Consider the following 19866-nt stretch of genomic DNA (forward strand, 5'->3'; position numbering starts at 1 on the left):
CCCACCTTGTCGGGGCGGCGCCCGGGCTGGGTGCGCACACCGGAAAGTTGGGTAGCGCGCACCCAAGCCCGCCGCCCGGCGCCGCGCTTAGCGTTCGGGCACGGCGTTTTCCCGCCGGCTCAGCGAATTCGGCGATCGGTGGAGGTCGTTCAGCGTGTACCAGTACACACATTCGGTGCGGCCCGAGCCGGACTGGCGGCGGTTTCCCGGCTGGGCGGCCGTGAGCGCCGGCGAGTGGGCGGACGTGCAGTGGCAGCGCGCGCACTGCGTCAAGAGCGTCCGCCAGCTGGCCCAGGTCTGCGGCGGCTTGCTCGACGACGGGTTCTACGCCGACCTGCAGCGCGACCGCGAGGAAGCCGCGACGATGTCGCTGCTGCTGCCCCCGCAGGTGCTCAACAGCATGGTGCCGGACGAGCCGCCGTCGGCGAAGGCGATGCTCGCCGACCCGGTCCGCCGGTACATGCTGCCGGTGTTCTCCGACCGGGACCCGGACTGGCCGAGCCACCCCCACGCAAGCCGCGATTCACTGCACGAAGCGGAAATGTGGGCGGTGGAGGGGCTGACCCACCGCTACCCGACGAAGGTGCTGGCCGAGATCGTCTCGACGTGCCCGCAGTACTGCGGGCACTGCACGCGCATGGACCTCGTCGGCCCGTCGACGCCGCAGGTCGCGAAGTACCGCTTCGCCCAGCGCGGCGAAGACCGGCTCGACCGCATGCTGGCCTACCTGGCGGCGACGCCGTCGGTCCGTGACGTGGTGGTTTCGGGCGGCGACGTCGCCAACGTGCCCTGGCCCCGGCTGGAGGCGTTCCTGCGGCGCCTGCTGGAGATCGAGTCGGTCCGCGACATCCGGCTGGCGACCAAGGCGCTCGTGGCCCTCCCGCAGCACTGGCTGGCCGAGCCGGTGCTCGACGGCATCGCCCGGATCGCGGCGACGGCGCGCAGCCGGGGCGTCGGCCTGGCGGTCCACACGCACGCCAACGCGGCCCAGCAGGTGACACCGCTGGTGTCCGGGGCGGCCCGCGCCCTGCTGGACCGCGGCGTGCGTGACGTCCGCAACCAGGGCGTGCTGATGCGCGGCGTCAACGACAGCGCGGCGGCGGTGCTGGACCTGTGCTTCGCCCTGCTGGACAACGCCGGGATCACGCCGTACTACTTCTACCTCTGCGACATGATCCCCAACGCGGAGCACTGGCGCGTGCCGCTGCACACCGCCCAGCGCATCCAGGACGGGATCATGGGTTTCCTGCCGGGCTTCGCCACGCCGAGACTGGTCTGCGACGTGCCGTACGTCGGCAAGCGCTGGGTCCACCAGACGGCGTCCTACGACCGGATGCGCGGAGTTTCCCGCTGGACGAGCGAATACCGCGCCCAGGTGCTCAGCGTCGACGAGAGCGGCCCGACGGCCGGCACGTACTACGACCCGATCGATTCCCTGCCGCCGGAGGGCCGGCTGTGGTGGTCGAGACAGCGCGACGAACTCGCCGCGGCCAGGTGACCCACGCCCGCCGTCGTGAGCCTTCCCGTGCTGAGCTGATCGGCTGTCCTGTTCGACGTCGGCGGGACAGGATCGCCGTCGTTTCTTGTTTCGCCGCGATGGACGTTGTAGACAGTCCGAGCTGATTGAAACGTTTTTACGACGGCGGGAGACGTTCGTGCGCTCTCATCGCGTCCGTCGCGGCGTCGGCGGACATCGCGCACTCGCCCGGTGGCTGCCAACCTGTCACCGGAGAGGGAAGGCGATGGTTTCGCGCCTGATGACGGCGTCGTCGGCCTCGCTGATCTTGCTGGTCCTGGGGGTGACGCCCGCGGGAGCCTATCCGGCGGCTCCTCTCGGGGGCCTTCAGGTCGGCAGGCTGCAGGTCGAGCACCAAGCCGACCCGCTCGGCGTCGACGTGGCCCGGCCGCGGCTGGGCTGGGTCCTGGACGGCAGGGGGAGTGCCCGCCAGTCGGCGTACCGGATCGCGGTGTCGACCGAGCGCGCCGGGCCGGCGAACGTCTGGGACAGCGGCGAAGTGCGGTCGTCGCAATCCTTCGACGTTCCCTACACCGGGCCCGCTCTGCGAGCGCGCACGCGCTACTTCTGGCGGGTCCAGGTCTGGGACGCCGCCCAGCGCGCTTCACGGTGGAGTGAGCCGGCGTCGTTCGAGACAGCGTTCCTGGCGCCAGGCCAGTTCCGGGGTGAGTGGATCGGCGCGCCGGCGGCTTCGACGCCGCCGTCGTTCGACGGGGCGAGCTGGATCTGGTACCCGCAAGGCAATCCGGCCGACTCGGCGCCGGCCGGGACGCGGTACTTCCGGCGTGCCTTCGAACTGCCCGCCGACGAGCAGCTCACCGCGGCCCGGCTCGACCTCACCGCCGACGACAGCTTCACCGTGTACGTCAACGGACAGCAGATCGCGGCGTCGCCACCCGTGGCCGATTCCTGGCGGACGGCGACCGTCGTCGACATCGCGGCCGCCCTGCGTCCCGGCCGCAACGTGATCGCCGCCCAGGCGACCAACGCCGCGCCGGGTCCGGCCGGGTTCCTGGGCAAGCTTCACTTCGAAGGCGCGGGCGCCCCGGCCGACGTCGGCACCGACGGTGCCTGGAAGTCCGCCGACACCGCCGCGGCCGGCTGGCAGCAGCCCGGCTTCGACGACACGGCCTGGCCGCAGGCGCTGTACGCGGCCGCGTACGGGGCAGGCCCGTGGGGGAGCTCGGTGACCACTCCGCCGCCACCGGAACCCCTGCTGCGCAAGGAGTTCACCGCGGACAAGCCGATCCGGTCCGCTCGCGCGTACGTCGCCGGCCTCGGCTACCACAAGCTCTACCTCAACGGCGGCCGGATCGGCGACCACGAGCTCGACCCGGCGTTCACCGTCTACGACAAGACCGCTCTCTACGTGACCTACGACGTCACCGATGCCTTGCGAGCGGGCCGGAACGCGGTGGGCGTGAGCCTGGGACGCGGGTACTACGCGATGACGAACCCCGACGAGTGGGTGGCTTCGCCCTGGCACAGCGAGCCGAAGCTGAAGCTCGAGCTCGACATCACCTACCAGGACGGCAGCACCCGGCAGGTCACCAGCGGCAGCGGCTGGAAGGTTGCCGACGGACCCACCCGGACGGAGTCGCTCTGGTTCGGCGAGTCCTACGACGCGCGGCTGGAGCAGCCGGGCTGGAACCGCCCCGGGTTCGACGACGCCGGCTGGGGGCAGGCGGCGGCGGTGTCCGCCCCGGCGGGCACGCTCCGCGCCGCGGCGTTCCCGCCGATCGAGGTGACCGACCGGCTGCCGGTCACCGCGGTCACCACGCCCAGCGCCGGTGTGCACGTCTACGACGTCGGCACCACCACGGCGGGCTGGGCGCGGGTCGCCGTGCGCGGGCCCGCCGGCGCCCAGGTGAAGATCACCTACGGCGAGAAGCTGCGTCCGGACGGCACCACCGACAACACCGGCGGGTTCGGCATGCAGCTGCAGTCCTACTCGTACACCCTGAACGGCAACGGGCCGGAGAGCTACCGGCCCAGCTACAGCTACGCCGGCTTCCGGTACGTCCAGGTCGCCGCGCCGGCGGGCGTCACCATCGAATCGGTCACTCCGGAGCGCGTCCACACGGCGGTCGCCACCACCGGCGGCTTCACCAGCTCGAACGCGCTGCTCAACCGCTACGACGACGCCGAAGCGAACACGATCCTCAACAACCTGCACTCCGTCCCGACCGACACCCCGATGTACGAGAAGCGGCCCTACGCCGCGGACGCGCACCTGTCGGCCGACTCCGCGATCGCCCACTTCGACATGCGGACCTTCTCCGAGAACTGGATGCGCGCGCACCGCGACGACCAGAACCCGGACGGGACGATCGGCCAGACCGTGCCCGCGACCGTGGGCGGCAAGAAGGTGGCCGACCCGGCCTGGTCGGCGAGCTTCGTCCTGATCAACTGGGATCTCTACTGGTACTACGGCGACACCCGCCCGCTCGCCGAGAACTACGGCGCGATGAAGGCCTGGCTCGGCCACTACGAGCAGGACATCGTCAAGACCGGGCACATCTACACGGGCTTCAGCTACGGCGACTGGCTCGCACCCGGCGCCGCGTTCCCGCCCGAGGGCACCCGCCTCGCCGGCACCGCCTACCTCCACCGGACCGCCACGGCGATGGCCCGGATCGCGCACGCCCTCGGCCACGACGACGACGCCGAGCACTTCGAAACGCTGGCGGCCACGATCGCGAGCGCGCTCAACGCGACGTTCTTCGACAAGTCCGCCGGCGCTTACTACGACGACCGCGCCGCCGGCTACCGCCAGACCTCCAACCTGCTGCCGCTGAGCCTCGGCATCGTCCCCGCGGCGGACCGCCCGGCGGTCGTCGCCCACCTCGTCGACGACATCAAGACCCGCGGGGTCCACCTGAACACCGGCGCGCTGGGCACGAAGCTGATCCTCCCGGCGCTCACCGACGCCGGGTACGGCGACCTCGCCTACCAGGTGGCCACGAATCCGACGTACCCCGGCTGGGGCTACTGGTTCACCGCGCTCGGCGCCACCACGATGTGGGAGGAGTGGCCGGCCACCTCACGTTCGCACGACCACGCCTTCCTCGGCACCGTCGACGACTGGCTCTACCAGCGCGTCGCGGGGATCCAGCCGGCGGCGCCCGGCTACACCGCGGTCAAGATCCAGCCCTACCCCGTCGGGGACCTGACGAACGCGTCGGCGCACGTCGACTCGCCGCTGGGCCGGGTGAGTTCGGCTTGGACCCGCGAACACGGGCGCTTCACCCTGCGCACCGGGGTGCCCGCCGGAGCGACGGCCGAAATCTTCGTTCCCACCCGGGACGGCCGCGCCGTGCAGGCGCCGCCGGAGGCGCGGTTCGAGGGCCTGCGCAACGGCTACGCGGTCTTCCGCGTCGGCTCCGGCGACCACGTGTTCCGCTCCGCGATGTGAGGGTGGTGCGGTCCTACGCGGGTGCCGAGAGCGCACGGACGGCGTCGTCGATCTCCAGGTCGATGAGCCGCTGGGCGTCGATGCTCCGGTCGTCGAACATGCCGGTGAGTTCGAGGCTGACGATCCCGTGCACCCGCGTCCAGACCATGAGGGCGACGCGGGCCACCCGCGCGCTCGTGTCCGGTCGTTCCTGCGACCGCGCCCACTTGCCCAGCTGCCCGTCAAGCGCGCGGTCACCACTGGTGGCGTCCGCACGCGAGCCGTCGCCGACGGCGGTCAGCACGTCGATCAGCAGCGCCATCGCCTGGTCGAGCGGGGTCGGGCCGCCGGCGTCGGCGGGCAGGTCCCCGCCGCGTTCGCCGAAGAGCATCCCGTAGCGCCGCCGGTGCCGCAGTGCCCAGTCGCGGTAGGCGGTGACCAGCAGCCCGATCCGCGCGCGCGTAGCTCGCCTGCTGCCGTGCACCGCCTGCGCCATGGCGTCGGTGAGCTGCCGGTATGACAGGGTGATCAGGTGCTCCACCAGTGCGTTCCGTGACGGGAAGTAGCGGTAGACCGCCGGCGCGGACATCGCCATGCTCCGGGCCAGCGCCGCGATCGAGAGCGCGTGGACGCCGTCGGCGTCGATGATCGCGAACGAGTTGTCCTCGATCTCCTGCAGCGTCTGGGCCCGCAGCCGTTCGCGTCGGCTCGGCTTCGGCGGTTCTCCGGTCATCGCCGCATCCTAACGGACCGTCGCACTGTTGCCGGTCCATCGCCACGCTATGTGCCCTAACGTCGTGGCCCTGCCGTCACGCGGTGCCGCAGGCTGTCCACCATCGTTTCGACCTCGCTGCGGTAGAGCAGGCCGGGATCGATCCCGGTGCCCACCGTGTGCTGCCCCAGTTCCAGGCTGATCAGTCCGTGCAGCCTGCTCCACCACACCAGCCCGAAGTGCCGCACGCCGGCCGCATCGGGGGGAGCGCCGGCTTCGGCCACGACGTCGAGGAGCACGTTCATGCTCCGCTGCGCGCCCGAGGCGACGCAGCCGTGGGGAGACTCGCAGGCCAGGCGATAGGCGTGGGGCTGGGCGAGTGCCCACTCCCGGTACGCGATGGCGACGGCGCGCAGCCGCGACGCGGGCGTGGCGGCGCCCGCCGCGGCGGCCTCGAGGGTGCGGGCCAGCGCCAGGTGCGCGTCGCCGGCCAGTTCGGCGAGCAATTCGTCCCGGCCGGCGAAGTAGCGGTACAGCGCGGGGGCCGACATCGCCATGGTGCGCGCGACCGCGGCCAGCGACAGCGCCTCCGGTCCGCCGGAGCGCACCTGGGCCATGGCCGCTTCCTTGATCTCGGCCACGGTCCGGCGCCGGTACCGGTCACGTCGGGTCAGCTGCTGCTCGGGCATCACGAGCACCTCGTTTCGCGTTATGGGTTGACTCAGTATGACATGGCAATGCATAGTTACGGTCATTAACAGGGCGACGATCGGTCGCCGAGGCGAGGAGCTCGCCGTGACCGAGAACAACGCCACCCCGGCGTCCGATCCCTTTCACCACAGTGAGGAAACCACCATGAAGATCTCCGCAGTGAAGCGCGTTCTGGCCGTTCTCGCCGCCGCTGTCCTCGGTCTCACCGTCCTCAGCGGCAGCGCGTTCGCCGACCACCGTCAACCCGGGCACGGCGGTCCCGGCATCGTGGCGGCCTGGGCGTCGGCGTGGAGCGGGACCGACCCGCAGGCGCTGGCGAAGCTGTTCACCACCGACGCCACCTACACCGACTTCGGCGTCAACGTGGTCTCGACGGGCCGGGACGGCGTCGCCTCCTGGAAGCAGCGCACCGACCTGTTGATCGCGAACGTGCACGTCACGATCAAGGAGTCGTTCCGCGGCGGCGACCACATCGCCGTCGAGACCGTCTACTCGGGACAGATCCACGGCGCGCCGGCCCCGTTCGCGGTGCCCGCCACGACGATCCTCGAACTGCGGCAGGGCCTGATCGTCAGCGACCGGGACTACTACAGCCTTGCCACCCTGCTGGCCCAGTCCGGCCTGCCCGCCGACTGGACCCCGCCGACCGCCTGACGCTCGGGCACGCGGAAACGCCGGTGGGTGTGGGTATTGTGCGGATACGACACCGCGGTCATCCCCGCGACCATTCCCCCGAGAACGGGAGCCACCGCAGATGAGCGCACGGCAATCAGTCCTGAGTCTGGTTCCGGCGCTGCGCCGCGGTGAAGCCCTGCGTCGTGGGGGCTACCGAACGCAGGTGGAGTTCCTGGAGTTCGTGATCGACGGCGTCCGGTTCGGCGAGGCCCTGCAGCAGCGTGACGGCGGGGCCACGGTGATGTCCGATCTGGTGTCCGTGCTGGTTCCCTCCTGGCCGGACGGTTTTTTGGAACGACAGGTACAGCGGCTTCTGGGGAAGGCGCCGGCCGAGCTTGCCGACGGGCGCCTGGCGTTGTACGTGTGCCCGGAATGCGGTGACCTTGGCTGCGGGGCGGTGACCGTGGCCGTCCGACGTACGGGGAACGAGGTCGTCTGGACCGATCCCGGATGGCAGACCGACTACGAGCCCGACGTCGAGGACTTCGAGGGACTCGGGCCCTTCCGATTCGAGAGGCGTCAGTACGACACGCTGCTCACGACCCTGCTGCGCCGCGACTAGCGTCGACCGCAGGGGTCGCATCGCGGCCGTCGTTGCCTGACGATAATGATCGCGGAGCCGGATCACCGTCAGGCAACGATCCCCTGTTAACTGTATAACGTCCTGTACGGCAGCGATCTTGAGATCATGCGGCCCTACGAGATCCGAGCGGACTTCTCCTGCTAACGGTCACCAAGCATGGAGGACCACCGGTCGTAGGTGGGCATACCGGGAAGCCGGCGGATCAGGTGGACGATCGACTCACCGGTGGCGAGTTCTTTAGTGCGGCCGCTGGGTTGAAATCCGGCGCGCTGGTAAAGGCGTTGGGCAGGACGATTGGCGGCTCCGGTCCACAGTTGCAGGCAGGTGTGCCCACGGTGAGCAGCGTGGCGGGCGATTGCTTCCAGCAGTTGTTGCCCGACGCGTCGCCCCCAATGGTGGGGGTGGACGAAAACCATGGAGATGTGGCACAACTCGGTTAGTGGCAGACCGGTGCCGTCGAGGTCGCAGCCCGGTTCAGCCAGAGCCATGCCGATGGGGTCACCGGCGTGGAACGCGACGAGCACCAGGGACGTCGGCTCGGTCAGCTTGGCGTGTACTCGGGTGATGCGGTCGTGGCTGGGCGGTTTACCTCGGGCGGTGTTGGCTTGCCGCCAGATGTCGACGGCCGGCAGCACGTCTGCGTGTCCCGCGACGCGGATCAGCGCCGGTAGTGGGCTGGCCATCGTGTCCTCCACTGGGCTACTCGGTGGCTATCCGTTAGGTTCACGGCAACCAGAGCGGTACCGAGGATGGTCCTGGACGTGCTCGCCATGAAGACGAGGGTGGCCTTGTCGTCCGGCGTTGACCAGAGCGATGCCGGCCAGAATGATCAGCAGACCGGTGCCGGTGGCGAGCGTGGGATGTTCGCCGGGAAACACCGTGCCCCAGGCGATGCCGAAGACCGGCACGAGGAACGTGACCGACAGCGCCCCGGTGGGACCGACTCGGGCCAGGAGCCGGTAGAACAAGCCGAACCCCAGCGCGGTGCAGCCCAGGGCGAGCGCCAGGACAGCGGCTCCGGTACCGACGTCAGGGACCGCGTTCGGGGGCAGGGCCAAGGCGGGTGGCAGCAGGAGCACCGCAGCGGCGAGTTGCTGCCCGGCCGCCAGGGGGTTGGTGGTGTGCTCGGGAAGCAGGTCTTGGCGTAGACCCCGCCGGCTGCCAACAACAGGGCGGCGAACAGGCTGGCGCCTGCCGCGGCGAACAGGTTCACGTCGAGCTGCAGCGGACCCAGGCCGACGAGCACGGCCACACCGAACACGCCGAGCAGCACGCCGGCCACGCGACGGGCCGTGAGGGTTTCCTGGCCACGCGCCGCTGCGATCAGCAGGGTGAACAGCGGAACGGTGGCGTTGAGGATGGCGGCCAGTGAGGCGGTGATCCGCAGTTCCGCGGCGGCGATGAGCGTGAATGGGCCTGCCGCCAGCGCGCCGAGCACCAGATAGCCCTTCCAGTCTTTGCGGCATGCGGGTGCCTGTCGCAGCAACCTTCCGTTCCACGACCTCGGCATCCCGATCGGCGGTATCGACGCCGGAGTGCTCGGGGTGAAGACCCCGGAGCAGGCCGCCGTGTACGGCGGGCAGGCCGGGCAGCTGTTCGACCCCTGCTACCACCAGCCCTGCGATCGCGTCGGCGGGCTCAACCGGACCGCGCTGGCCGAGAACGCCCCGGCGATGGCCTGGGTGCTCGCCGCTCTCGCCACCGACGGCGCGCTGGGCCGGAGTCGGCCCGCGGGCAGGTGAATTTCACCACGGAATCCAGTCCTGACTCACTCACTCGGACCGCGGGTGACCGTCGCCGGGCGGAGGAGCGCCTCGGCCGGCCGGGCCGCCGATTGGCCCCCCCGCGGGGTCAACCAGAGCAAACCCAACCCGACGACCCTCAGCACCACCCACCCCAGCCCCGGCGTTAGGGGTGAATTGACGGTCAGCAGCGCGATCGTCGTGTTGACGCCGAAGTGGACGGCGATCGACGCCGGCACACCGCCGCGTTCGTAGGCGTATCCGGTCAGCAGTGCCATGGGAATGACGCTGAGGGTGAACAGCAGCCCACTCCAGCTGAGCAGTCCGAACGCCGCCTGGACGGTGCCCGGGATGAAGAACAGCGGCAGGTGCCACACCGCCCACACGACACCCAGCAGCAGGCCGGCCTGGAGGCCGCTCATCGACGCGCGCAGGCGGGGGAACGCCGTGCCACGCCAGCCGGGCTCTTCGGCCAGCGGCCCGCCGATCAGCATGCCGACGAGGAACGCAACGGGGCCGCCGGCGGTCGTGATCAGGTTCTGTCCTGCGGTCAAGCTCGGTGGGGGACCGCCGAGGGCGTCCGCGAGGAACGCCGCCGCCACCACGGTGGCCGAGGCCAGCACCAGCAGGGGCAGCACCCAAAACCACCGCACGCCCGGCCTGGAGCTCACCGAATGGGCCGGCCCGGGTTCCCGGCGGCGGGCCCGGCGCACCCGGACCGCGATCGCGCCGAGCACCGGGCCGAAGCCGCCGAGCAGGTAGGGGATGACGGTGGGGGAGCTCATCGGCGGCCCGCCGAGCAGGATCGCGACGGCCCAGCACGCCCAGCTCGTCGTGAACGTGACAACCCAGAAAAGAGCCAGCCCGCTTTTCCGGCGAACGGCGGAGGAGAAGCTCACGGTTTTCCTTTCGTGCAGCAAATGGGCAGCGTGCAGCCCGGGAACAATGCGGAATTCGGTTTTGTCAGGCCTGTTCGGCGGCCGGGCCGTTTCCCGGAGCCGGCGGGCGAGCCAGCCGGACACCCGGGCGAGCAGGTCGGGGTCGATCGGGCGGCGCAGCTGACGGCGGTAGGACCGCACCGACGCCGGGCCGGGGTCGCGGCGCAGCAGGTGCGTGAGGTCGGCGATCCGGTGGACCTCGGCTTTGCCGGGCACCAGCCGGCGGATCTCGTCGAGGTCCGCCGGGTCGACCTGGACGTCCTTGCCGCCGGTGACCGCCAGCACGGGAACCCGGATGTTCGCCAGGTCCGCGCGCGGGTCGTGGGTGAGCAGCTTGCGCATCCACCGGGCGTTCACCGGCATCCCGGCGACCCGCGTGACGTCCGCGCCGGTCGCCTTGATCCGGGCCAGCTGCCGCCCGGCGAAGGCCCGCAGGACCGGCCGCACGAACGCGGGCAGATCGCGGACGATCATCCGGGCTTGTCGGCGGAGAGCGTCCTCGCCGAGGCAGGCGAAGCCGGCCAGCAGCACCACCGCGGCGACCTCCGCGTTCGCGCCGAGCGACATGGCGTGCACGGCCCCCTCGCTGTGACCGGCCACGCCGACGGCGCCGGTCCGGATGTCGGGTCGCGCGGCCAGGGCGCGCACCGCGGCGGCAGCGTCGCGGCGGTTGTCGGTGAACCCGGTCGCGCGCCAGTCGCCGGGTGTGGCGCCGACCCCGCGCCGGTCGTAGCGCAACGTGGCGATCCCGTGCTGCGCGAGCGCGGCGGCGAGGGCCGGCCCGAGGTCCATCCGGAGCCGCGCGGTGTTGCCGTCACGGTCCAGCCGCCCCGATCCGGGCAGCAGCAGGACGGCGGGGTGCGGGCCGGCGCCCGTCCGGATGCGCATCCTGCAGGCGCTGTTCGACGCCGACCCGCTGACCACCGCGCAACTGGGCGCGTATCCCGGACATCGCGCCGGCGACGATGTACCGGCAGATCGCGACGCTGGTCGAAGCGGGTGTGCTGGAGGTGGCGGAAGAACGGCGGGTGCGCGGTACGACGGAGCGCAGCTACCGGGTGCGCAAGGAGGAGGCGGTGGTCGACCCCGCCGCGCGCGCGGCGATGTCGCGGACGGACCACCGCCGGGCGTTCACCGCGTTCGCGGCCTCGTTGATGGGGGACTTCGACCGCTACCTCGCCCACGAGCACGCCGATCCGGCCGCGGACGGCGTGGTCTACCGGCAGGCGGCGGTGTGGCTGAGTGACGACGAATTCGCCGTGATGATCGAGGAGATCGAGAAGGCGGTGCTCTCGCGGACGGGCAACACCCGGGACGGCCGCATCCGCCGGGTCATCAGCCTCGTCGCCGTGCCGGACGAACCCTCGGCGGGCACCGAGTCCTGAGCGCGGACATCGCCGTCCTCTCGCGACGCTGTTGCGGCAGGTGCGGGCGCCCCCGCGGTGACGATCAGTGCGCTGACCCCGGCGACGGTTCAGCTGTCTGGATCTGGCCGGCCGCTGCGATTGAAGAGGCCGGCGAGGTAGATGTCGGCGTGGCGGCGGGCGGTGGACTTCCAGTCCGGGACGTGGGGGAGGCCTTGGGCCAGCAACGCGCCGAACGTGACGATGTCCGCTCTGGTGACCTCGGGCCGGATCGTGCCGTCGTGCCGTCCCCGTTCGAGGATCGAGTCCAGTGTCCGGTGGGCCTCGTTCCGCAGCGCGACCGTGGCCTCGTCGCTGGTGGTGGGGCCGCCGTGCATGGGGAGCACGAGGTCCGATCCGTGCTCGATGGTCTGCTCGAGGAAAAAGCGGATCCTCTCGATCGGGGGTCCGTCGAGGGCCGCGGCTCGGCGGGCGGTCTCCAGCACGAGCTGGAAGGACCGGCGCGTCAGGGCGCCGAGTAGCGCATCGCGCGAGGGGTAGTGGCGGTAGACGGTCCCGACGCCGACCCCGGCGTCCGCCGCGATGGTGGCCATCGGGACCGCGGTCCCTTCCCGGCGGACCGCGGCGGCGGCTGCCGCCAGGACCCGGTCGCGGTTGTCGATCGCGTCTCGCCGGAGCTCCCGCTGCCTGCCAGGTCCGCCTCTGCTCTCGCTCACGGCTCCGATCATTGCAGTTCGGTGCTTCGCCGAGGTCGTTGACAGCCGCTTAGCCGGACGATATCGTCCGTTTATCGCGCCTGAGTGCCGCCGAGTCGCGTGTCCTGGCCCCGCTCACCGTCGATCCGGTCCGTACGAATCTCCGGAATGCAGGACTGTCCACTTCGAACGGAGCCACCCGATGAGCATGGCCTACCTCGCCCAGCCCGACCAGCAGCAGAAACTGGAGTGGCTCGACGGCGGCACACTGTCGATCCTGCTCGACGGCGCGGCCACCGACGGCCAGCTGATGGTCGGCCGGTTCGACGTCGCCAAGGGCGAAGCGCCGCCGTTTCACCTGCACACCAAGGAAGACGAAGTCTTCATGCTCATCAAGGGCACCGCGCTGGTCTGGGTGGGCGAGGAGGAAATGGAACTCGCGGAGGGCGGCATCGTCTTCCTGCCCAAGAACATCCCGCACGCCTACCGCATCACGTCCACGACAGCGGACCTGTTGATGATCAACACCCCGGCGGGGATCGAGGGCATGTTCCGCCACGCGGGCCGCGACCGGGCCGAACCCCGGCCGGACGGTTTCGAGATCTCGCCGGCCCGGATGGCCGAGGCGGCGGAGAAGTTCGGGAACGTCATCGTCGGCCCGCCGCGCTGAGTAGTCTGCGCCCACCCCCTACCCGGCGTGGCGGCGGTGCTCGAATCCTCCGGCCATCCGCCCGCGCCCTCGGCGAGGGAATTGCCGCACGGACGGAGATTCCGCCCGATCGCGGACGACCGGATGTGCGTGATCCTCTTGTCCGCGACGTCTCCGGCTCGCGGTGTTCCGCCACCCGGGGCCGGGTTCGGTGGGCGGCCTGAGTCCTGTTTGTCCGGCCGGATACGCTGCCGCGGCCGAGCACACGGACCGATGGGGGACAAGGCATGGACAACACTTCCGGCGCGGGCAGAGTCCGCGTTTACGAGCCCATTCCGAATGTGCCGTCCGGGGCCGAACCGCTGTTTGCCGGGTTTGTCCGGCAATTGACCGCGCTGACCATTGTCCGCATGGGGCTCAGCGGTGCGCTTGTCATGCTGGGTTTGCTGCTCGTGCTCACCGAAGGGTGGGGGAGCACGCTGCCCTACATCTACTTCGGCGTTTTCGGCGGCATGCTGGCGATGTGGACTTACGTCCTGACCGTCCAGCGGCGCGTCCGGAGTCTCTTCGGGGAGCCGTACCACCGGCTCGACGTCGCTCCGGACGGGGTGCTCACGAAGGGCTCGCGGGTGTCGGTGCGGCTGCCGGACGGGCGGTGGCTGCGGACCCGGCTCCCCGGCGGGCCGCGAACGGAGCTGGCGGGCGAGCGACGGCTGTGGGTGCTCGGCACGGGCCGGCGGGTCTTCGTCCGCACGCCGGGGGCGATGTGGCTGCGGTCCGGGCGGATCGAAGACGCGCCCGTTTCCGGGGCGGCGCTCGCCGAGTTCGTCCCGCGCCACCCGACGCCGCCGTCGCGTGATCCGGTGCTCGCCGCGCACCGGGCGTTCCAGGCCCGGCGGGCGGCCGTCACCGGGGTGGCGTTCCTGGTGCTGGGCGCGGCGGGGATCGCGGTCGTGTCGTCGGTGGAGTCCGAACCCGCCGGCGTCGCGGACGCGGCCGCGGTGGGCGGCATCGCCGGGGGCAGCGCGGTGTTCCTCCTGCTGGGGCTGTTGATGGCCGTCGGCAGCCTGCGGATCCGCCGTCCGATCACCGAGGACAGCTGGGTGGAACTGCGGGTCGCGCTCGACACGCCGTTCGTGCCGCGCGCCCGTACCGCGGTGCGGCTGACGGGCTGGGCGTTGTACCCGGACGGGCGGCAGACGCGGTTCCGGCTGGTCGCCGACATCTCGCTGGCCGCGAACGTCGCGGTGACCGGGCAGCTGTGGTTGCTGGGCTACCCGCCGCCGGGCAAACCGGCCAAAGCCGGTCTCCCGGGCTACCCCTGCCTGGGCAGCTTCCGCCCGGTGTGAGCCGAGCGCCGGTTGCGGCGGAATTCACCAGCGACAACTGCCGTTGCCGGCGACATCACCGGCGCCACCCTCGCCATCGACGGCGGCTACACCACCGAACCGCACTGAGCGCCCGGCGGGGATTCGTCCAGCTGCCGGTCGTGGACCCGGCGCCAGGCCAGCACGGAAAGCACCGCGCCGCACAGGCAGAGGAACATGTCCCACTGCGTGTCCCAGACGTCTCCCTGGGTGGCGAGGAAAGCGTCCGCGCCGGAGCCGGCGACGAGCGCGCTGAACCATTCCACGAACTCGAAGCACGCGCTGATCGCCAGGCAGACACTCACCGCCAGGAACGCGACCCAGCCCCCCGGCCGCAGCGGCGTCCGGCGCAGCAGCACCTCACGCACCGCGACAGCGGGGACGAAGCCCTGGACGAAGTGGCCGAGCCGGTCGTAGTCGTTGCGCTTCGTCCCCAGCCAGTCCTGCACCCATTCCCCGAGCGGCGTCTCCGCGTAGGTGTACTGGCCGCCGTAGCACAGCACGAGCGCGTGGAGGACCAGCAGCCAGCACAGCAGCCGCGTCAGCGGGAACCGCTTGCGCAACGCCAGCACCAGGGGCAGGCCCATCAGCACCCAGACGACTTCCAGGAGCCACGTGCCAGGCGACTTGGCCCGCACCCCGGTCACGGCCAGGGCCGCGACCACCACGGCGGCCAGCAGCATCCCCTCGGCTCGGCCGGTTCCGCGCACCATGCGGTGAACCTACCGCGCCGCCGGCGGTGGCTTCCGCGCGCCGCGGAATAATCGCCGAAAAAATCGAATCACCTCGTCGCGTCGCGGAACCGACCGGCCGGTCGCAGGAGTTCCGGGCCGAACCGTTGACACGTGGAAAAACCCCGGTCCATAGTGCGGTGTCGTCGTTTCGAGGGCATTGACTGTCCGCGGATTCGAATTCGATTCGAATCGACGGAAAGGTCGCCGGCGGAAGGGATACCCGTGGGGATCGGAAAGCGCTTGCAGGTACTCGGGCTCTGTGGTGCGCTGGTGGCCGGGCTCTTCGCGGGCAAGGCCACCGCCGAGGCGGCCGCGCGGCCGGCGCACACCGTCACCTACGACAAATACTCGCTCAAGCTCGACGGCAAGCGCTTGTACGTCTGGTCGGGTGAGTTCCACTACTGGCGCCTGCCCAGCCCGGACCTCTGGCGGGACGTGCTGCAGAAGATGAAGGCAGCCGGGTTCAACGCCGTGTCGGTCTACTTCGACTGGGGTTTCCACTCGCCGAAGCAGGGCGTCTACGACTTCACCGGGATCCGCGACATCGGCAAGCTGCTCGACATCGCGGAGCAGACAGGCATCTACGTCATCGCCCGGCCCGGCCCGTACATCAACGCCGAGACCGACTCCGGTGGGTTCCCCGGCTGGCTCACGAAGCAGGCCGGGGTCGCCCGGACGAGCGCGCCCGACTACGTCGCCGCGGCCGAAGAATGGTTCACCGCGGTCAATGCGATCCTCAAGCGGCACCAGGTCACCGACGGCGGCGGCCCGATCGTGCTGTACCAGGTCGAAAACGAGTACAGCGGCACCGTGCTCGACGCGGCCTACATGCAGGCGCTGGTCGACAAGGCACGGGCCGACGGGATCACCGTGCCGCTGTTCCACAACGACGTCTGGCCGGGCGGGAAATGGGCGCCGGGCAAGCCGGGCGCGCCGGACCTCTACGCCTTCGACGGCTACCCGAACCTGTTCGACTGCCGCAACCCGCAGGCCTGGAAGCCCGCGCCCGACTTCCGCTGGACCCGGCCGGTCTCCCCGGACACCCCGATGTTCGTCGCCGAGTTCCAGGGCGGTTCGTTCGACCCGTGGGGTGGCCCCGGCTACGACAAGTGCCGCGAACTGACCGATGCGTCGTTCGAGAACGTCTTCTACAAGAACAACATCTCCTCCGGTCTCACCCTGCAGAACTTCTACATGACCTACGGCGGGACCAGCTGGGGCTGGCTGCCCGATCCCAACGTGGTCTACACCTCTTACGACTACGGCGCCGCCATCTCCGAACCCCGCCAGCTGGGCCCGAAGTACGACGAGCAGAAGCGCATCGGCTACTTCACCCAGGCCGTCGAGCCGCTCACGAAGACCGACCCCGGCCCGGACATCGCGGCCGCGAACTCCGCCGTCGCGGTGAAGACACAGTCCAATCCGGACACGCGGACGCAGTTCCTGCTGGCGCAGCACAAGGACACCACGTCGACCACGCACGAGCGGACGACGTTCCCGCTGACCGTGCCCGACGGGACGTACGCGGCCGTGCCGCAGCAGGGCGCGCTGGACGTCGACGGGCGCGAGGCCAAGCTGCTCGTGGCGGGCTACGACCTCGGCGGCCAGCGGCTGGTCTACTCGACGTCGGAGCTCATGACGCACGCCCGCATCGGCGGCCGCGACACCGCGGTGTTGTACGGCGGCACCGGCCAGGACGGCGAAACGGTGTTTCGCTATTCCAGCGAGCCGAAGGTGACCGTGCTCGACGGCACCGTGGATCACGTGTGGGACGCCGCGCGGGGTGACCTGCGGCTGGACTACCGCCACAGCGGGCTGGCCCGCGTCCGGGTCGAGGGCGGCGGCCGGGCCCCGCTGGAGCTGCTGATCGCCGACACCGCGGCCTCGGCGGCCTTCTGGAAGCAGGACACCGCCGCGGGGCCCGTGCTCGAGCGCGGTTCGGACCTCGTCCGCACGGCCACCGCGACGGGTCCGCTGCTCGCGCTGACCGGCGACACCGTCCGGGCCGGCGACCTCGAAGTGTGGGCGCCGCCGTCGATCCGCTGGGTGACGTGGAACGGCCGTCCGCTGCCGGTCACCCGGACCGCGGCCGGGACCCTGCGGGGCAGGCTGGACGGCCCGGCGCCGGTCACGCTGCCCGCGCTGACCGGCTGGCGCACGCAGTACGAGACCCCGGAACGGCGGCCGGACTTCGACGACACGAGCTGGACGGCCGCCGACCACACCACGACGAACAACCCTGCGAAGCCGCCGGCCGGTCAGCCGGTGCTCAACGCCGACGACTACGGGTTCCACCACGGCGACGTCTGGTACCGCGGCCACTTCTCCTCGAGCGGCGGCGAAACGGCCGTCACGCTGAACGGGATCACCGGCAACCAGGGCGTCTACTCCGTCTGGCTGAACGGCACCCACCTGGGCAGCAGCGCCGGCGGCACGCACGAGTTCGCCATCCCCGCGGGCACGCTGAAGCCGGACAACGTGCTGTCGGTGCTGCTCGAGAACATGGGCCACAACGAGGACTGGGACGTCAACGACGCGCACAAGCAGCCGCGCGGGCTGGTTTCCGCGGCCTTCACCGGCGGAAGCCCGGCCGTGCATTGGAAGATCCAGGGTGCCCTCGGCGGCGAAGACCTCGCGGACCCGGTACGCGGGCCGTTCAACAACGGCGGCCTCTACGGGGAACGCGCGGGCTGGTCGCTGCCCGGGTTCCCCGATCGCGGCTGGCCGCGGACGTCCCTGCCCGCGGCCCGCACCGAGCCGGGTGTCACCTGGTACCGCACGGAGTTCTCGCTGCACCTGCCGGCGGGCCAGGACACCGCGGTGGGTCTGCGCATCGACGACGACCCGGCCCTGGTCTACCGCGCCCAGATCTTCGTCAACGGCTGGAACCTGGGCCGGTACATCAACAACGTCGGCCCGCAGCACGTCTTCTCACTGCCCACGGGCATCCTCCGGCCCGACGGCCGCAACACGATCGCGATCGCCTCGTGGGGTGACGGCAGCCGGGGTCTCGGCCAGGTCGGCCTGGTCGATCTCGGGACCCACCGCGGCGGGGTGCCGGTGGCCGACGTCCCCAGCCCGGCATACCGAGGCCGTTGACCTGCTCCCGAAGGGAATCCACCGTGTCCGAAGGGGGACCTTAGCTTTCTCAGCCGTGCCGACCGCAGGCGCCGTACCGGTTGAGCGCCTCGCGTGCGGTCTCCGTGTCTTGGCGGTACATCGGCTCGACGGCGGATCCGTGGGTTTCGCCGGGTTTGAGGTGTGCCTTCGCTTCGGCGACGGCCTTGAGCACCGTGTCGACGCCGGCCTTCACCTCGGGCGGGGCGGTCCTCGCCAGCTTGGCGCCGGTGCCGGCGATCAGGTCGGCTTGCCGGATGAGCTCGGCGGCCCCGGGTGCTTCCCGCCTGCTGCCGGGATCGGGCATGACCGTTTTGGCGAGGCCGGCGCTGAAGTGGAGCACCAAGACGGAAAACACCTCCAACTGACCGCACACGGCCTGGTGTGCGGTGTCGGGGGCCGGCGAGGTGCTCGCGGTGGGTGCCGCGCTGCTCGTCGGTGGCGAAGGCGGAGGCGGTGGCGGCGTGGCGGTGCAGCCGGCGAGCGCCGTGGCGACGGCCAAAGCCACTGCCGATCTGCCGATCGTGGGCACGACTGGCTCCTCGGTTCGTCGTTCTCGTGCAACGGTTTTACCGGAGGAGCTCGGGGAGGGGTCCCCGCCGGCCGGCGTCTCAGGTGCGGGACAGCAGCAGAGCGTGTGAGGATGCTTCGATGCCACCTCGCGCGCGTGCAGTCGATCCTGACCGCCTTGCCCAGTGGTGCGTGGAGCAGCTGGGCAGCCCGCCGGCGCAGGAGTTGTTCAGAGCCGGGTTCCTGTCCGCTGTCATCGGGCTGCGGCTGGCTGACGGCCGTGAGGTCGTGGTCAAGGTTCGTCCGGCCTCGCCGCGGCTCGCGGCGTGTGTGGAAGTCCAGCGCCGCGTGTTCCAGGCCGGCTATCCGTGTCCGCGGCCCCTGACCGGCGCCGCGCCGTTGGGTGGCGACGTCGCGACCGCGGAGGCTTACGTTCCCGGCGGTGCGGTGCTCCCGAGCCCGCAGCACGCGGCCGTGGCCAACGCCGAGGCGTTCGCCTGGCTGATCCGATCGGCTCCGAGGCCGGACGAAGTGCCCACGCTCGACCCGCCACCGTCGTGGGCGGCCTGGAACCACGGCGGGGATGGACTGTGGCCGCGTCCGGAGGACCCCGGCGTCGACCTCGACGAGGGAGCCGGCGCGGAGTGGATCGACGATGCCGGGCGCCGTGCCCGTGACCGGCTGCGCGCCGGCGAGTCCGACGCCGTGCTCGGCCACTGCGACTGGCTTGCCGGCAACCTGCGCTGGAGCGGAGACGAACTGCTCGTGGTGCACGACTGGGACAGCGTGGTCGCGGAGAGCGAAGCCGTCCTGGCCGGTTTCGCCGCTGCGCTGTATTCGACCGTCAACGCGGACGAGCTGGCCACCGTCGAGGACACGCACCGGTTCCTCGTCGCGTATGGCCGTGCGCGTGGCCGGGAGCTCAGCGCCGGCGAACTCCGGCGGGCGTGGGCGGCAGGCGTCTGGACCAGGGCCTACGACGCCAAGTACCAGCACGCGGTCGGGCGGCCCGTCACCTCGCTGTCGGAGAATGAGGCCCGAGAGCGCCTCCGTCATGCCGGTGCCGGCCCGCGGTGGCCTCGAAAATCCGAAGGGTAAGCAGGGCGGCTCCCTCGGTGAACCCGTTGAGCACCAGCTTCCGGCCGTCGGCGAGCTTGAC

The 19866-nt window shown here is 71.0% G+C and carries 18 protein-coding genes and 1 pseudogene; 10 read left to right on the top strand and 9 right to left on the bottom strand.

Annotated features, from left to right (window positions below; translation table 11 throughout):
• Nucleotides 1-154 precede the first annotated feature (154 nt).
• Both ACFVYA_RS27760 and ACFVYA_RS27765 read left to right on the top strand, forming a co-directional pair.
• Entirely contained in the window at nucleotides 155-1498 is a 1344-nt protein-coding gene (locus ACFVYA_RS27760) for a KamA family radical SAM protein (protein WP_387049109.1), read from the top strand.
• 244 nt (nucleotides 1499-1742) lie between these two features.
• Entirely contained in the window at nucleotides 1743-4931 is a 3189-nt protein-coding gene (locus ACFVYA_RS27765; protein WP_387049110.1) for a family 78 glycoside hydrolase catalytic domain, read from the top strand.
• Between the two features lie 13 nt (nucleotides 4932-4944).
• Here ACFVYA_RS27765 and ACFVYA_RS27770 read toward each other — a convergent pair whose 3' ends face one another.
• A complete protein-coding gene (locus ACFVYA_RS27770; protein WP_387049112.1) occupies nucleotides 4945-5643 on the bottom strand; it encodes a TetR/AcrR family transcriptional regulator in 699 nt (232 codons plus the stop codon).
• Between the two features lie 56 nt (nucleotides 5644-5699).
• Nucleotides 5700-6311 (bottom strand): TetR/AcrR family transcriptional regulator, encoded by a 612-nt coding sequence (locus ACFVYA_RS27775; RefSeq protein WP_387049114.1) that lies wholly within the window; start codon nucleotides 6309-6311, stop codon nucleotides 5700-5702.
• Nucleotides 6312-6417: 106 nt separating this feature from the next.
• Here ACFVYA_RS27775 and ACFVYA_RS27780 point away from each other — a divergent pair, with 106 nt between their 5' ends.
• Nucleotides 6418-6987 carry a nuclear transport factor 2 family protein gene (locus tag ACFVYA_RS27780; protein WP_387049116.1) on the top strand — a complete coding sequence of 190 codons (570 nt, stop codon included), beginning with the start codon at nucleotides 6418-6420 and terminating at the stop codon, nucleotides 6985-6987.
• A gap of 100 nt (nucleotides 6988-7087) precedes the next feature.
• Nucleotides 7088-7570: a hypothetical protein gene (locus tag ACFVYA_RS27785; RefSeq protein WP_387049117.1), complete on the top strand. Its 483-nt coding sequence runs from the start codon at nucleotides 7088-7090 to the stop codon at nucleotides 7568-7570.
• A gap of 161 nt (nucleotides 7571-7731) precedes the next feature.
• Here the strand turns inward: ACFVYA_RS27785 and ACFVYA_RS27790 are convergent, their stop codons facing one another.
• From ACFVYA_RS27790 to ACFVYA_RS27800, 3 genes and pseudogenes are all read right to left on the bottom strand, one after another.
• Nucleotides 7732-8286, bottom strand: coding sequence for a GNAT family N-acetyltransferase (locus ACFVYA_RS27790; RefSeq protein WP_387049119.1), 555 nt, complete (start codon nucleotides 8284-8286; stop codon nucleotides 7732-7734).
• 15 nt (nucleotides 8287-8301) lie between these two features.
• Nucleotides 8302-8727 (bottom strand): DMT family transporter, encoded by a 426-nt coding sequence (locus tag ACFVYA_RS27795; RefSeq protein ID WP_387049165.1) that lies wholly within the window; start codon nucleotides 8725-8727, stop codon nucleotides 8302-8304.
• Between the two features lie 113 nt (nucleotides 8728-8840).
• Nucleotides 8841-9101, bottom strand: a pseudogene (locus ACFVYA_RS27800) (EamA family transporter); the annotation flags it as partial.
• A 25-nt stretch (nucleotides 9102-9126) separates the two neighbouring features.
• On the opposite strand from ACFVYA_RS27800, the gene ACFVYA_RS27805 reads away from it, so the two are divergent.
• The gene (locus ACFVYA_RS27805) at nucleotides 9127-9333 is read left to right on the top strand and encodes a hypothetical protein (protein WP_387049121.1); all 207 of its coding nucleotides are present in this window, start codon (nucleotides 9127-9129) and stop codon (nucleotides 9331-9333) included.
• Between the two features lie 26 nt (nucleotides 9334-9359).
• Here the strand turns inward: ACFVYA_RS27805 and ACFVYA_RS27810 are convergent, their stop codons facing one another.
• Nucleotides 9360-11159 carry a serine aminopeptidase domain-containing protein gene (locus ACFVYA_RS27810; protein WP_387049123.1) on the bottom strand — a complete coding sequence of 600 codons (1800 nt, stop codon included), beginning with the start codon at nucleotides 11157-11159 and terminating at the stop codon, nucleotides 9360-9362.
• Nucleotides 11160-11236: 77 nt separating this feature from the next.
• Between ACFVYA_RS27810 and ACFVYA_RS27815 the strand changes: the two genes are divergently transcribed.
• Nucleotides 11237-11656 (top strand): ArsR family transcriptional regulator, encoded by a 420-nt coding sequence (locus ACFVYA_RS27815; protein ID WP_387049125.1) that lies wholly within the window; start codon nucleotides 11237-11239, stop codon nucleotides 11654-11656.
• Between the two features lie 89 nt (nucleotides 11657-11745).
• Here the strand turns inward: ACFVYA_RS27815 and ACFVYA_RS27820 are convergent, their stop codons facing one another.
• The gene (locus tag ACFVYA_RS27820) at nucleotides 11746-12351 is read right to left on the bottom strand and encodes a TetR/AcrR family transcriptional regulator (protein ID WP_387049127.1); all 606 of its coding nucleotides are present in this window, start codon (nucleotides 12349-12351) and stop codon (nucleotides 11746-11748) included.
• Between the two features lie 181 nt (nucleotides 12352-12532).
• On the opposite strand from ACFVYA_RS27820, the gene ACFVYA_RS27825 reads away from it, so the two are divergent.
• Nucleotides 12533-13000 (top strand): cupin domain-containing protein, encoded by a 468-nt coding sequence (locus ACFVYA_RS27825; protein WP_387049128.1) that lies wholly within the window; start codon nucleotides 12533-12535, stop codon nucleotides 12998-13000.
• A 389-nt stretch (nucleotides 13001-13389) separates the two neighbouring features.
• Nucleotides 13390-14328, top strand: a complete 939-nt coding sequence (locus ACFVYA_RS27830; protein WP_387049130.1) for a hypothetical protein — start codon at nucleotides 13390-13392, stop codon at nucleotides 14326-14328.
• Between the two features lie 86 nt (nucleotides 14329-14414).
• Here the strand turns inward: ACFVYA_RS27830 and ACFVYA_RS27835 are convergent, their stop codons facing one another.
• Entirely contained in the window at nucleotides 14415-15059 is a 645-nt protein-coding gene (locus ACFVYA_RS27835; protein WP_387049131.1) for a DUF2238 domain-containing protein, read from the bottom strand.
• 243 nt (nucleotides 15060-15302) lie between these two features.
• On the opposite strand from ACFVYA_RS27835, the gene ACFVYA_RS27840 reads away from it, so the two are divergent.
• Complete coding sequence (locus tag ACFVYA_RS27840; RefSeq protein WP_387049133.1) at nucleotides 15303-18179, top strand: beta-galactosidase; 2877 nt, start codon at nucleotides 15303-15305, stop codon at nucleotides 18177-18179.
• Between the two features lie 49 nt (nucleotides 18180-18228).
• Here the strand turns inward: ACFVYA_RS27840 and ACFVYA_RS27845 are convergent, their stop codons facing one another.
• Entirely contained in the window at nucleotides 18229-18729 is a 501-nt protein-coding gene (locus tag ACFVYA_RS27845) for a hypothetical protein (RefSeq protein WP_387049134.1), read from the bottom strand.
• 170 nt (nucleotides 18730-18899) lie between these two features.
• Between ACFVYA_RS27845 and ACFVYA_RS27850 the strand changes: the two genes are divergently transcribed.
• The gene (locus ACFVYA_RS27850; RefSeq protein WP_387049136.1) at nucleotides 18900-19805 is read left to right on the top strand and encodes a phosphotransferase; all 906 of its coding nucleotides are present in this window, start codon (nucleotides 18900-18902) and stop codon (nucleotides 19803-19805) included.
• Nucleotides 19806-19866 lie beyond the last annotated feature (61 nt).

The sequence above is a fragment of the Amycolatopsis sp. NPDC058278 genome (assembly GCF_042881395.1).
Taxonomy (GTDB): domain Bacteria; phylum Actinomycetota; class Actinomycetes; order Mycobacteriales; family Pseudonocardiaceae; genus Amycolatopsis.